The organism is Nocardioides ginsengisegetis (assembly GCF_014138045.1).
In the GTDB taxonomy this organism is placed as follows: domain Bacteria; phylum Actinomycetota; class Actinomycetes; order Propionibacteriales; family Nocardioidaceae; genus Nocardioides; species Nocardioides ginsengisegetis.
Map to the genome: position 1 here is coordinate 2,782,484 of NZ_JACGXA010000001.1, position 12,166 is coordinate 2,794,649.

Annotated in this window: 13 protein-coding genes; 2 read left to right on the plus strand and 11 right to left on the minus strand. The window is 71.8% G+C overall.

The genetic code is table 11. From position 1 onward, the window contains the following. Window positions 1-9 precede the first annotated feature (9 nt). Window positions 10-1,236 carry a 4-hydroxyphenylpyruvate dioxygenase gene (gene hppD / locus FB382_RS13415; RefSeq protein WP_125037894.1) on the minus strand — a complete coding sequence of 409 codons (1,227 nt, stop codon included), beginning with the start codon at window positions 1,234-1,236 and terminating at the stop codon, window positions 10-12. Between the two features lie 81 nt (window positions 1,237-1,317). On the opposite strand from hppD, the gene FB382_RS13420 reads away from it, so the two are divergent. Continuing rightward, window positions 1,318-1,806 (plus strand): Lrp/AsnC family transcriptional regulator, encoded by a 489-nt coding sequence (locus FB382_RS13420; protein WP_182539876.1) that lies wholly within the window; start codon window positions 1,318-1,320, stop codon window positions 1,804-1,806. Window positions 1,807-1,818: 12 nt separating this feature from the next. Here FB382_RS13420 and FB382_RS13425 read toward each other — a convergent pair whose 3' ends face one another. The 5 genes from FB382_RS13425 to FB382_RS13445 all read right to left on the minus strand — a co-directional run bounded on the left by FB382_RS13425 (window position 1,819) and on the right by FB382_RS13445 (window position 5,862). Continuing rightward, window positions 1,819-2,454, minus strand: coding sequence for an IclR family transcriptional regulator (locus FB382_RS13425; RefSeq protein ID WP_125037896.1), 636 nt, complete (start codon window positions 2,452-2,454; stop codon window positions 1,819-1,821). Window positions 2,455-2,500: 46 nt separating this feature from the next. Then, window positions 2,501-4,183, minus strand: a complete 1,683-nt coding sequence (locus FB382_RS13430) for a DEAD/DEAH box helicase (RefSeq protein WP_246378052.1) — start codon at window positions 4,181-4,183, stop codon at window positions 2,501-2,503. A 146-nt stretch (window positions 4,184-4,329) separates the two neighbouring features. After that, a complete protein-coding gene (locus tag FB382_RS13435) occupies window positions 4,330-4,578 on the minus strand; it encodes a DUF3039 domain-containing protein (protein WP_125038424.1) in 249 nt (82 codons plus the stop codon). Window positions 4,579-4,615: 37 nt separating this feature from the next. After that, window positions 4,616-5,182, minus strand: coding sequence for a YqgE/AlgH family protein (locus tag FB382_RS13440; RefSeq protein WP_125037898.1), 567 nt, complete (start codon window positions 5,180-5,182; stop codon window positions 4,616-4,618). Between the two features lie 149 nt (window positions 5,183-5,331). Then, window positions 5,332-5,862, minus strand: a complete 531-nt coding sequence (locus FB382_RS13445) for a hypothetical protein (protein ID WP_182539880.1) — start codon at window positions 5,860-5,862, stop codon at window positions 5,332-5,334. A gap of 130 nt (window positions 5,863-5,992) precedes the next feature. Here FB382_RS13445 and FB382_RS13450 point away from each other — a divergent pair, with 130 nt between their 5' ends. Beyond that, entirely contained in the window at window positions 5,993-6,685 is a 693-nt protein-coding gene (locus FB382_RS13450; protein ID WP_182539882.1) for a TetR/AcrR family transcriptional regulator, read from the plus strand. Between the two features lie 54 nt (window positions 6,686-6,739). Here FB382_RS13450 and FB382_RS13455 read toward each other — a convergent pair whose 3' ends face one another. The 5 genes from FB382_RS13455 to FB382_RS13475 all read right to left on the minus strand — a co-directional run bounded on the left by FB382_RS13455 (window position 6,740) and on the right by FB382_RS13475 (window position 12,145). After that, entirely contained in the window at window positions 6,740-7,753 is a 1,014-nt protein-coding gene (locus tag FB382_RS13455) for a DUF3048 domain-containing protein (RefSeq protein ID WP_182539884.1), read from the minus strand. A gap of 135 nt (window positions 7,754-7,888) precedes the next feature. Then, window positions 7,889-8,395, minus strand: a complete 507-nt coding sequence (locus FB382_RS13460) for a C40 family peptidase (RefSeq protein ID WP_182539886.1) — start codon at window positions 8,393-8,395, stop codon at window positions 7,889-7,891. Between the two features lie 94 nt (window positions 8,396-8,489). Beyond that, the gene (locus tag FB382_RS13465; protein ID WP_182539888.1) at window positions 8,490-9,248 is read right to left on the minus strand and encodes an SDR family NAD(P)-dependent oxidoreductase; all 759 of its coding nucleotides are present in this window, start codon (window positions 9,246-9,248) and stop codon (window positions 8,490-8,492) included. A gap of 49 nt (window positions 9,249-9,297) precedes the next feature. Next, window positions 9,298-9,711, minus strand: coding sequence for an HIT family protein (locus FB382_RS13470; protein ID WP_182539890.1), 414 nt, complete (start codon window positions 9,709-9,711; stop codon window positions 9,298-9,300). A gap of 10 nt (window positions 9,712-9,721) precedes the next feature. Beyond that, window positions 9,722-12,145, minus strand: a complete 2,424-nt coding sequence (locus tag FB382_RS13475; RefSeq protein WP_182539892.1) for a SpoIIE family protein phosphatase — start codon at window positions 12,143-12,145, stop codon at window positions 9,722-9,724. Window positions 12,146-12,166 lie beyond the last annotated feature (21 nt).

Below are 12,166 nucleotides of genomic sequence, written 5' to 3' on the forward strand. Positions count from 1 at the left end.
TCGGACTGCTCAGAGGTTGCCGCGGGCGTCCTGCTCGCGCTCGATCGCCTCGAAGAGCGCCTTGAAGTTGCCCTTGCCGAAGCCCAGCGAGCCGTGCCGCTCGATGAACTCGTAGAAGACCGTCGGTCGGTCGCCCATCGGCTTGGTGAAGATCTGGAGCAGGTAGCCGTCCTCGTCGCGGTCGACGAGGATCTTGCGCTTCTTCAGCTCCTCGATCGGCACCCGCACCTCGCCGATCCGGGCGCGCAGCTCGGGGTCGTCGTAGTAGGAGTCGGGGGTGTCGAGGAACTCGATGCCGTTGTCGCGGAGCAGGTCGACCGAGCGCAGGATGTCGTTGGTCGCGAGCGCGATGTGCTGGCAGCCGGCGCCGTCGTAGAACTCGAGGTACTCGTCGATCTGCGACTTCTTCTTGGCGATGGCGGGCTCGTTGAGCGGGAACTTCACCCGGTGGTTGCCGCTCGCGACGACCTTGGACATCAGCGCGGAGTAGTCGGTGGCGATGTCGTCGCCGATGAACTCGGCCATGTTGGTGAAGCCCATGACCTTGTTGTAGAACTCGACCCACTCGTCCATGTGGCCCAGCTCGACGTTGCCGACGCAGTGGTCGACGGCCTGGAACAGGCGCTTGGGGTGCCCCTCGCGGCGGGCCACCGTGGTGCTGCGGGCGACGTAGCCGGGGAGGTAGGGGCCGTCGTACCGCGAGCGGTCGACCAGCGTGTGGCGGGTCTCGCCGTAGGTCGCGATGGCGGCCATCCGGACGGTCCCGTGCTCGTCGGAGACGTCGTGCGGCTCCACGAGGACGGTCGCGCCGACCGAGCGGGCGTGGTCGATGCACTTGTCGACGTCGGGGACCTCGAGGGCGAGGTCGACCACGCCGTCGCCGTGCTTGCGGTGGTGGTCCAGCACCGGGCTGTCGGGGGTGACGCCGCCGGTGAAGACGAAGCGGGCGCTGCCCGAGCGGAGCACGTAGGACTTGGAGTCGCGGGTGCCGGTCTCGGGGCCGCGGTAGGCCTCGAGCTCCATGCCGAGGGCGAGCTGGTAGAAGTTCGCGGTCTGGGTGGCGTTGCCGACCACGAAGCCGATCGCGTCCATCGAGGTCACCGGGAACGGGTCGCTGGAGGCGTCGTACTCGACCAGGCCGACCAGCTGCTTGAGCTGCTCGAGGGTCAGGTCGGCCTTGAGCTCGTCCGCGGTGAGGGCACCGCCGGTCGTGGGGGTCTCGTGGGTCGTCGTCATGGGCGAAGCCTGTCGTGGGGCGCACACCCTGTGCAAGAGTACGTCGAAACCCTGTGCAGATTGTCCAGCAATGGAGGCCCGATGGATGCTCTCGACGGCAGATTGATCGACCTCTTCGCACAGGACCCCCGGATGGGGGTGCTCGAGGCGTCGCGCCGGCTGGGCGTGGCCCGCGGCACCGTGCAGGCACGGCTGGACAAGCTGGTCGCCTCCGGGGTGATCACCGGGTGGGGCCCGGAGCTGTCCGCCGAGGCCCTGGGCTATCCCGTCACGGCGTTCCTCACGCTGGAGATCCGGCAGGACACCGAGGAGTTCCGGGGCCAGCGCGGCGGCCACGACACGGTCGGGCGGCACCTCGCGGCGATCCCGGAGGTGCTCGAGGCCCACACGATCACCGGCGCCGGCGACATGTGGGCGCGGGTCGTCGCCCGCTCCAACACCGACCTCCAGCGGGTCATCGACCTCGTCCTCAAGGAGCCCGCGATTGTCCGGTCCTCCACGGTGATCGCGCTGGCCACCCAGGTCCCCTACCGGGTCACCCCGCTGGCCCGCGAGGCCGTGCGCGACTGAGTCGGGCCGGACTCAGGACAGGCGCGAGGAGAACTCCGCGGCCGCGGCGGCCACGATCGGGCCGATGGTGGCCGCGTCGAGGTCGCCGAGCGTCACGATGCCGATGCTGGACTCCAGTCCCTCGACGTTGCGCACGGGCGAGGCCAGCCCGCGGGCGCCCGCCTGCAGCTCGCCCGAGGTGACGGCGTACGGCGGGGCGTCGGGGCGGCGGCCCATCAGGATCGCCTTGCCGGCCGCACCGTGGGTCAGGGGGTGCCGCGAGCCGACCCGGTAGCTGACGTGGAAGTCGGTCCAGGAGGGCTCGACGACGGCCAGGGCCAGTCCCTCCTCGCCGTCGGCGACGGTGAGGTGCGCGGTGCAGCCGACCTGCTCGGCCAGGGCCCGCAGCACCGGCACAGCGAGGTCGCGCAGCACCGGCTGGACGGCCGAGGCGAGGTGCAGCACCCCGAGCCCGACGTGCAGGCGGCCGCGACTGTCCTTGCGCACCAGCGCGTGCTGCTCGAGCGTGCTGACGAGCCGGTAGACGACAGTCCGGTTGACCTGGAGCCGGCCGGCGAGCTCGGTGACGGTCAGGCCGCCGGGGGACGCCGCGAGGACGTCGAGCACCCGAAGGCCCCGGTCCAGCGTCTGTGACGTCTCAGCCGGCATGCTCTCGAGTGTAGGGGCCGGGACCGTGCCGGGTCGTAGCCAGAATCTAGGACGACTTGCGCGAGGCCCAGTCGCGGATCTGGTTGATCCGGGCGTGCAGCTGGTCGGCCGTGGCGACCGCGGCCGCGGGTCCGCCGCACTCCTTGCGGAGCGCCGCGTGGGTGATCCCGTGGCCCTGGCCGGTGCGGTGGTACCACGCCGCGACGAGACCGTTGAGCTCGCGGCGGAGGACGGCGAGCTGCTCGTGGGTGGACACCTCGGCGACCGTGTCCGGCTCACTGGAGGCGGCCGACCGCGCCTTCTGCTTCTTGGCCCGGTCGCTCTGCCGCTGGTGCAGGAGCTCACGCATCTGGGCGGGCTCGAGCAGCCCGGGGATGCCGAGGAAGTCCATCTCCTCCTCCGAGCCGACGTGCACCTCCCCCGCGTGGCCGAACTCGCCGCCGTCGAAGAGCACCCGGTCGAAGCGGGCCTCGGAGCCGAGCGCCTCGAAGGACATCTCGAGCTCCGCCGAGGCCGCCTCGCTGGCGTTGGCCTGGGCGAGCAGGTCGTCCTCGGCGGCGAAGATGTCGCCGTCGTCGTTGATCTTGCGACCCAGCACGTGGTCGCGCTGGACCTCCATCTCCGAGGCGAAGCCGAGCAGCGTGGGCACCGACGGGAGGAACACCGACGCGGTCTCGCCCCGGGTCCGGGCGCGCACGAAGCGGCCGACGGCCTGGGCGAAGAACAGCGGGGTCGAGGTGGTGGTGGCATAGACGCCGACGGCGAGGCGCGGGACGTCCACGCCTTCGGAGACCATCCGCACCGCGACCATCCAGCGGCGGTCGCTCTCGGTGAACTCGGTGATCTTCTTCGACGCCGCCTTCTCGTCGGAGAGCACGACCGTGGCGGCCTCGCCGGTGATCTGGCGCAGGATCTTGGCGTAGGCGCGGGCCGAGTCCTGGTCGGTGGCGATGACCAGGCCACCGGCGTCGGGCACGTGCCGGCGTACCTCCGTGAGGCGACTGTCGGCCGCGGCCAGCACCGAGGGTATCCAGGAGCCCTTGGGGTCCAGGGCCGTGCGCAGCGCCTGGTTGGTCAGGTCCTTGGTCAGCGGCTCGCCCAGGCGCGCGGCGATCTCGTCGCCGGCACGGGTGCGCCAGGTCATCTCGCCGGAGTAGGCCATGAAGAGCACCGGGCGGACCACGTGGTCGGCCAGCGCGTGGGCGTAGCCGTAGGTGTAGTCGGCCAGCGACCGCGGGATGCCGTCGTTGCCCGGCGCGTACTGGACGAAGGGGATCGGGTTGATGTCGGAGCGGAACGGCGTGCCGGTCAGGGCGAGCCGGCGCTGCGCGGGCTCGAACGCCTCGCGCACGCCCTCGCCCCACGACAGGGCGTCGCCGGCGTGGTGCACCTCGTCGAGGATGACGAGGGTCTTGAAGCGCTCGGTGCGGATCCGCATGGCGAGCGGGTTGACCGCGACGCCGGCGTAGGTGACCGCGATGCCGACGAAGTCCTGCGAGGTCTTGCCCTTGCCCGCGGAGTACGTCGGGTCGATGGGGATGCCGGCGCGCGCCGCGGCCTCGGCCCACTGGAGCTTGAGGTGCTCGGTGGGCGCGACGATGGTGATCCGGTCGACCAGGCGGCGGCCGAGCAGCTCGGCCGCGACGCTCAGCGCGAACGTCGTCTTGCCGGCGCCCGGGGTCGCGACGGCCAGGAAGTCGCGCGGGAGGTCGGTGAAGTACTGCTGCATCGCCGCGGACTGCCAGGCGCGCAGCGACGGGGCCGTGCCCCAGGCCGCGCGGGCCGGGTAGGCGGGCGGGAGGGCGGGGCTGAGCTGGTCGAGCTGGGGGTCGTGCTGGGGGTCGTGGTGTGGCTGGTCCGGGTCGGGCCGTCCCGTCACTCGTCGCCCTCGTCGTCCCGCATGTTCTCCCACGCTTCCTTGCACTCGGGGCACACCGGGAACTTCTCCGGGGCCCGGCTGGGCACCCAGACCTTGCCGCAGAGGGCGATGACGGGGGTGCCCATGACCATCGCCTCGGTGAGCTTGTCCTTCTCCACGTAGTGGGAGAAGCGCTCGTGGTCACCCTCGTCTGTCGGGACCGTACGGCGGTCCTCGCGGACGTCCGTGTCTGTCGAGAATCCGATGGTGGTCACGAGGAGCAACTGTAGGCCAGATTGCCCGTCAGTTCAGATCCGGATCGACGGGTCGGGTGGAGTTCCACGCCAGCTCGCCGGGCTGGCGGCGCAGCACGTCGCGCCACAGGTCGGTGGGGTCGCAGCGGAAGACGTCGGGGGCCAGCGCGGGCACGACGTACCAGCTGCCCTCCTCGATCTCGCCCTCCAGCTGCTCGGCTCCCCAGCCGGCGTACCCGGCGAAGATCCGCAGCCCGTCGAGGCTGCCGTCGACCAGCTCGACCGGGGTGTCGAGGTCGACCAGGCCCAACCGCCCCTCGGCCCCGTCGACGGCCCGGAAGCCGACGGGCACGTCGTCGTCGGCGCGCAGGAGCGCCACCGCCAGGGCGCCCTCGGTGCTGACGGGACCGCCGTGGAAGAGCACCTCGGGCTCGGCGACCACGTCACCCCAGTCGGCGAGCACCTCGGCCACCGGGACCCCCGAGGGCCGGTTGAGGACGACGCCGAGGGCGCCGTTCTCGTCGACGTCGAGCAGGAGCACGACGGTGTCGGCGAAGTTGGGGTCGAGGAGCGCAGGCGTGGCCACCAGGAGCATTCCCGCGCGTGCCTCGCTCATGGCTCCATCATCCCGCAATGGTCCCGCGCCAGACGCCCGGATCCCCCAAATGACGGACGACAGCCCCGGGGCCGACGCAGGGGGAGGGAGGTTCGCGGCGGGAGGACCGCGAGTGCGTCGGCAACCGGGGCTGCCTGGTCTGGGTGGTGTCAGGCGGCGAGCGCCGCCCGGATCCGGTCGAGGATGCCGGGCTCGGGGGCGGGCTGGGTGAACTGGCGGAACGGGCGGTACTTCGCGCGCGCCGAGGCCTCGATCCGGGCGCCCTCACGGGCGGCGGAAGCCTCGTCGTGGGCGCCGGCGCGGCCGGCCATCACGGCGAGGAGGACGTGCTCCTTGGCCGCGGCCTTGGCCATCGCCACGGCCATCCCCTCGTCGAGGGGCTGGTCGCGGTAGTGGTCGACGATCGAACGGACGCCGGGCAGCTCCTCGGCGGTCTGCTGCCATGCGGTGACCACGGCCTGCTCGAGGTCCATCGGCTGGTTCATCAGCTCGCGCTCGATGCGACCCGACAGGCGGGTGTGCCAGCGCAGCTGCAGGGCGCCGAGCAGGCTCAGCGCGTCGGGGAACGTCTCGGCCACGCCGTCGACGTCGAGAGGGAGGGTGCCGTCGCGTCGGGTGTCCGCGGCGGCGATCACGGTGCGGAGGACTTCTCCGCGTCGGTGGAAGGACTTCCAGGTCATGGTCGGCTCCTTGGGCTTCACCTACATACCGTTGGTACGTACTCAGAGTACGGACCCATACCAAGAGTATGCAATTCCGACGCGCGTGATCCCGACCACCCGTACCCGCGGTCGGTCCTAGACTCCGGGGATGACCAAGTCCTCGGTGTCCAAGCTGGTCCCCAAGGTCCCCCACGTCGGGACCAGCCGCCGGCAGCAGTACTCCGCCTCGACCAAGCGGGCGCTGGTGGACGTCGCCGAGGAGCTGTTCACCGAGCTGGGCTACGCCAACGCCTCGCTCGACGCGATCGTCGCCGGCGCGCGCGTCACCAAGGGCGCGCTCTACCACCACTTCAGCGGCAAGCAGGCGCTCTTCGAGGCCGTCTTCGAGCGCGTCGAGACCGACGCCGCCCGGGCGATCCAGAAGTCCCTCAAGGGGCACAAGGACCCGTGGGAGAAGGCCATCGCCGGCCTGCGCGCCTTCCTCGAGGTCGTCCAGGAGCCCCGCTATCGGCGGATCGTGATCCAGGAGGGCCCGGCCGTGCTGGGCTACGAGCGCTACCGCGAGCAGGAGGAGCGCTCGACCTTCGCCAACGTCCTCGACATCGTCCAGGCCGTGCTGAGCGCCGGCGAGTGGAAGCTCGACGAGGACATGCAGCAGACGTTCGCGCGGATCTTCTTCGGCGCGATGTCCTCGGCCGGCGAGTCCGTCTCGGGCGCCGAGGACCCGATCGCGGCCGCCGCCCGGGTCGAGACGGCCATCGGCTTCATCCTGGCCGGCTTCCAGGCGCTGGCCGCGTCCGGCGTGGAACTGCCGAACGGCGAGGTCATCGAGTCCAAGTGACTCGACGGCCCCGCCGTCCGGTGTGGTCTCGCGGCGTACGGCCGCGTGGTCGGGCTACTTCTTGAACGTGACGTCGCCGGTCTTGGCCGGCACCAGCTCGATCCAGGTGTGGCCCGCGGGCACGGTCAGCTTGCCGGCCCGGGTGGACAGCTCGAGCGGCGAGCCGAGGTCCTTCTTGGTCCACGTGCCGCGCACGAGGTGGCCGCCGTGGAAGATCATCGCCTCGCCCTTGCCGGTGAACTTCGTCTCGGGGACCGGGTTGCCGGCCGGGTCGAGGTAGCCGGCGTCGCCGACCTCCACGCGGAGCACCAGCACCGTGTCGGCCGGGAACTCGTCACCCTTGGCGGCGTAGGTGTTCTGGTTGACGTAGCCGCCGCCCTGGTAGACCCAGTTGGTCGTGTGGCCGCCGGAGAACGTGGCCGCGATCGACGTGGCGGGCTGCCCCTTCGGGAAGTCCTTCTCGTCGCCCCACGGGAGGTAGTCGTCGGGGCGGGCGTCGTCCTGCTTGATCGTCGAGGCGACGTCGGTCAGGTTGGCGAAGAGGTTGTACGGCGCGCTCCGCGAGTTGTCGCGGGCGAAGCCGTGCGAGCCCTCGCCGAAGAACGTGATGCCGGCGCCCTTGATGCGGGCGATCGTGCGGGCCGCGGCACCGCTGGTCACCACGTCGGCCTTGACCGGGGACACGATGCCGATGTCGCTGGCGCGCATCGAGCGGACCGGGCCGACGGTGCCGGGGATGTCGGAGTAGTAGAACGCCGCCAGGCGGGTCAGGCCGCCCTCGACGAGCTCCTCGACGACCATGTCCGCGTGGCTCAGGCCGAGCTGCGGGGCGCTGGAGTAGGTGTTGTCCATCTTCGCGACGAGCACCGGGTGGCTCGTCGAGGCGCTCTCGTCGCCGCTGACCTCCAGGCCGGTCAGCGGCCAGGTGGAGTCGAGCGTGGAGCCGCCGGCGATCTGCTGGGAGGCCGGGGTGTCATCGCCCGAGGAGGAGTCGTCTCCCCCGCCGCACCCGGCGAGCAGGAGGCTCGCGGCGAGCAGGACCGAGGCGGACAGGTGGGCACGGCGCACGGGGGAGCTCCGTTCGTCTAGTGATCTGGTCGACTTCAAGTGTGCAACGCGCCCCGTCGACCGTGGGGAGGCGCGCCCGGGAGGACCCGGTCGGCGAACGTACCAGAGCACCGACGGGTCCTCCTCGCGCTTGTGTCAGAGGCCACGCAGGGTGCCCGCGAACCACTGCGTGGTCCACGGGTGCTCGCGCCGGACGCGCTCGCCCTCCTGGGGCGAGTGCAGCATCAGCGCGCGACCGTTCACCCAGCGGAGGAAGACGCCGACGTGGTAGACCCCGCCGCCGTCGGTGAAGAACATGAAGTCACCGCGACGCATGTCCTTCTTCCTGATGTGGCGCATGTGGGCGGCCTGCGCGTCCGAGGTGCGCGGCACGTGGCGGAAGCCCGCCTTGCGGAAGCTGTAGTAGATGAGCCCCGAGCAGTCGAAGCGACCCGGCCCGGCAGCGCCGTAGGCGTAGGGGTCGCCGATCTGGTTCAGCGCGATGTGACGGCCCTTCTGGATGTGCCAGTAGCGCCAGGTGTGATGACGGTGGTGCGCGCCACCCGCGTCGGCGGCCGGGGCGATCGACATGGTGCCGGCCAGGAGGCCGGCCGTGACGACCGGGACCGCGACGAGGGAGCGCAAGCGTTTCGAGGTAGGCATCCGGGCACGTTAGACAGCCCCGCGGGCCGGAAATCAAACCCGGAGGCGGTCTCCACGCGGGGCGGCGTGACCAGCCCCACGTGGAACCCGGGCGTCAGCCGAGCTTGGCGCCGCCGTCGACGTACAGCGTCTGGCCGGTGATGTACGACGCCTCGTCGCTGCACAGGAAGGCGGCGGCGGCCGCGATGTCCTCGGGGAAGCCGACGCGGCGGACCGGGTTGGCCTCGGCGTTGAGCCGGCGGAACTCCTCGACGTCCATCTTGAGGCGGGCGGCGGTGGCGTCGGTCATCTCGGTGGCGATGAAGCCGGGCGCGATCGCGTTGGCGTTGATGCCGAAGGGGCCGAGCTCGATGCCGAGCGTGCGGGTGAAGCCCTGGATGCCCATCTTGGCGGCGGAGTAGTTGGCCTGGCCGCGGTTGCCCAGCGCAGAGACGCTGGAGAGGTTGAGGATCTTGCCGTACTTCTGCTCCACGAAGTGCTTCTGGGCGGCCTTGGTCATCAGGAACGCACCCTTGAGGTGGACGTTCATGACCATGTCCCAGTCGTCCTCGGTCAGCTTGAACAGCAGGTTGTCGCGGGTGATGCCGGCGTTGTTGACGAGGATGTGGATGCCGCCGAGCTCCTCGACGACGCGGGCGATCGCGGCGTCCACGGACTCCGCGTTGGCCACGTCGCAGCCGATGCCGATGGCCTTCGTGGCGCCGAGCTTGGCCGCCGCCTCCGCGGCAGCGGTCTCGTCCAGGTCGATGATCGCGACCGCCGCGCCCTCCTCGGCAAACCGCTTGGCGGTGCCGAACCCGATGCCGCGTGCGGCTCCGGTGACGACTGCGACGCGCCCGTCGAAACGACCCATGGTGAGACTCCTCTGTGCTGCTCGGTGGTGAAGTGCGGTGGACCGGTCGTCACTCTAGGGCGGCCCGCAGCAGGCCGGCGTAGTGGTCTCGGTCCGAGGGATCGGCGTACTTCGTCCGCGGCCAGAAGAAGCCGCGGAGGCCGTCGCCCTTGGTCCGCGGCACGACGTGCAGGTGGAGGTGGGGCACGGACTGGCTGACGGTGTTGTTGACCGCGACGAACGACCCCTGGGCGCCCAGGCCCGCGACGACGGCCGCGGCTATCCGCTGGGCGGCCGCCAGGAACCCGTCGCGCAGCTCGGCGGGCAGGTCCGGCAGCGTGACGACGTGCTGGCGCGGCACGAGGAGGACGTGACCTTTGAACACGGGCCGCTGGTCGAGGAACGCCACGAAGTCGTCGGTCGCCAGCACCACCTCGGCCTCGTGCTCGCCGGCCACGATGCCGCAGAAGACGCAGTCCTCCATCAGGCACCCATCAGCCGGAGACCCGCAGCGCCAGGATCGCCATGTCGTCGCTGGGCGGGACGTCGGCGAACTCGACCACGAGGCGGCGTACGCGCTCGGCCACCGTCTGCGCGGGCAGGTCACCGGCCCGCCGGAGCTCGGCCACGACGCCCTCGTCGTCGATCATGCGCCCACCGTCGCGGCGCTCCAGCACCCCGTCGGTCAGGGCGACCAGCAGCTCGCCCCGCTCGAGCACGTGCTCCTCGGCGAGGTAGTCGACCCGGTCGAGCACGCCGAGCAGCGGCTGGGGGGCACCGATCCGCCGTACGTTGCCGTCGGCGGCGGTGACGAACGGCGCGGGGTGACCGGCGTTGACCAGGCTGAGGTGCAACCGGCCCCCCGAGATGCGGAAGATCCCGCAGACCAGGGTGAGGAAGCGGGACCGCTCCCCCTCGTCGAGGATCGCCGCGTTGAGCCGCTCGAGCATCGGGGCGACCGGGAAGCCGGCACGGGTCAGCGCGCGGATCGTGTGCCGTGCCAGCCCGGTCACGGCCGCGGCCTCCGCGCCGGTGCCGCAGACGTCGCCGACCACGAAGCACCACGTGCCCGCGTCGAGGGGGAACAGGTCGTAGAAGTCGCCGCCGGCGGCCGTGCCCTCACCCGCCGCGGCGTAGACGACGCCGACGTCGAGGCCGGTCACGTCGGGGAGCGAGGGCGGGAGCAGGCTGTTCTGGAGGGCCTGCCCGGTGCTCATCAGCGCGCCGTGGGCTCGGGCGTTGTCGATGGCCAGCGCCGCCCGTCGCGCGATCGAGTCGGTCACGAGCTTGACGTCGTCGCGCAGCGGGTTGCCGGCGGGCCGGCCCAGCGTGAGGTGCCCGAAGCCACGGCCGCGGGCGACCAGGCGCAGCGTGGTCAGCTCCCCGGCGAGGACGGCGTCCTCGGTCCCGTCGAGCTCGTCGGGCCGCGCCTTGGCCAGCGAGTTGCGCAGGTCCTCGACGAGTCGCTCGTCGGCGTGCCACACCTGCTGCAGCACCGGCTCACCCCGGTCGTCGTCGAGGTAGACCGCACACCAGGTGGCCAGGCGGGGCACGACGATGTGGCCGGTCATCGCCATCGTCATCTCCTGGTCGAGCGAGGCGGCCAGCAGGTCGCCCGCCTCGGCCACGAACGTCAACCAGCCCCGCCTCTCGCGCTCGGAGGCTTGGAGGCGGGCCCGGTCGGCGGCCAGGGCGAGCGAGTCCGCGAGTTGCTGGAGCAGCACGCACTGGTCGTCGCTGAAGCCGTGGCGGGACTCCGAAGCGACACCCAGCGACCCGATCACCCGACCCGCCGCCACCACGGGCACCGCGACGAGCGACCGCGCCGAGGTGCCTTCCAGGAGGCGCACCTTGTCGTTGGCCGCGTCGTCCACGAGCACCGGCAGGTGCGGGCTGCGGGGGTCGGGGATGCCGGGCTCCCCCGCCACCAGCCGGGTGCCGCGCAGCGTGTCGGGCAGCCCGCTCACCGCGACCACCTCGAACGCGTCGTCGACCTCGTGCCCGATGAGGAGGTACGCCGCGTCCGCGTCGAGCGCGTCGCGCACCCGCTCGGTCGCGAGCGGGAGGTAGTCGTCGACCGCGAGCCGGAGCAGCGCGTCGTTGCGCAGCCGCAGCGGGTCGGCATCGCGCCTCGGCGTCGTCGACTGCGCGCGGGCCGGGTGCTCGATCAGGGCCCGGCGCTCCTCCGGCACGAGGAGCACCGACGAGCCGTCACCGTGGCTGCTGGCCGCGTGCGAGGCGAAGACGGGAATCGGGACGCCCTCCGGTGAGAGCAGGGCGTAGGCCCCCTGCCAGGTGTCGGTGGTCACCGGACCCTCGGGCGGGCGCTCGCCGGCCACCGGATCGACGAGCTGGTGGAAGGCCCGGCCGACGACCTGCTCGGGCTGCCAGCCGAAGAGTCCGGTGGCGTCGGCGTTCCACGCGACGACGGTGCCGTCGCCCGCCAGCTCGACCACGCCGACGGTGGTCCCGTGCACCGCCACGGACTGCCGGGCCCGCGCGGGCGGCCCCTGTCGGCCCGGCGAACGCTCGCGGTCGCAGACCAGCCAGACGCGCTTGGAGACCGGGGTGTACTCGACGCCCCACGACGAGGCCAGGGACGAGGTGATCATCAGGCCGCGGCCACCCTCGGCGTCCGCGGGTGGCGTGCTCGTCCCGGTGGGCAGGGTGCGGGTGGGGTGCTGGTCGGCGACCTCGACGCGCAGCGACGCGGCGTCGAGGCGGAGGTCGACGACGGCGGTCGTGCCGGTGTGCACCACGGCGTTGGTCACCAGCTCGCTGACCACGAGCGCGGCGTTGTCGATCAGCTCGGGCGCGCCCCACTCCTCCAGCAGCTCGCGCGCGAAACGTCGTGCCTGGCCGACCGAGCGTGGGTCGGCGACGAAGCTGCGCCGGGCGCGTTGGGGAAGAGCGGACATGTGGCCTCGAAGAGGTAGGCG

Excerpts from the sequence above, each read along its gene's own strand:
- FB382_RS13470 (WP_182539890.1), bottom strand. The coding sequence starts at position 9,711 with ATGGAGGACTGCGTCTTCTGCGGCATCGTGGCCGGCGAGCACGAGGCC.
- FB382_RS13450 (WP_182539882.1), top strand. The coding sequence starts at position 5,993 with ATGACCAAGTCCTCGGTGTCCAAGCTGGTCCCCAAGGTCCCCCACGTC.
- FB382_RS13420 (WP_182539876.1), top strand. The coding sequence starts at position 1,318 with ATGGATGCTCTCGACGGCAGATTGATCGACCTCTTCGCACAGGACCCC.
- FB382_RS13460 (WP_182539886.1), bottom strand. The coding sequence starts at position 8,395 with ATGCCTACCTCGAAACGCTTGCGCTCCCTCGTCGCGGTCCCGGTCGTC.
- FB382_RS13430 (WP_246378052.1), bottom strand. The coding sequence starts at position 4,183 with ATGCAGCAGTACTTCACCGACCTCCCGCGCGACTTCCTGGCCGTCGCG.
- FB382_RS13440 (WP_125037898.1), bottom strand. The coding sequence starts at position 5,182 with ATGAGCGAGGCACGCGCGGGAATGCTCCTGGTGGCCACGCCTGCGCTC.
- FB382_RS13475 (WP_182539892.1), bottom strand. The coding sequence starts at position 12,145 with ATGTCCGCTCTTCCCCAACGCGCCCGGCGCAGCTTCGTCGCCGACCCA.
- FB382_RS13425 (WP_125037896.1), bottom strand. The coding sequence starts at position 2,454 with ATGCCGGCTGAGACGTCACAGACGCTGGACCGGGGCCTTCGGGTGCTC.
- hppD (WP_125037894.1), bottom strand. The coding sequence starts at position 1,236 with ATGACGACGACCCACGAGACCCCCACGACCGGCGGTGCCCTCACCGCG.
- FB382_RS13465 (WP_182539888.1), bottom strand. The coding sequence starts at position 9,248 with ATGGGTCGTTTCGACGGGCGCGTCGCAGTCGTCACCGGAGCCGCACGC.
- FB382_RS13445 (WP_182539880.1), bottom strand. The coding sequence starts at position 5,862 with ATGACCTGGAAGTCCTTCCACCGACGCGGAGAAGTCCTCCGCACCGTG.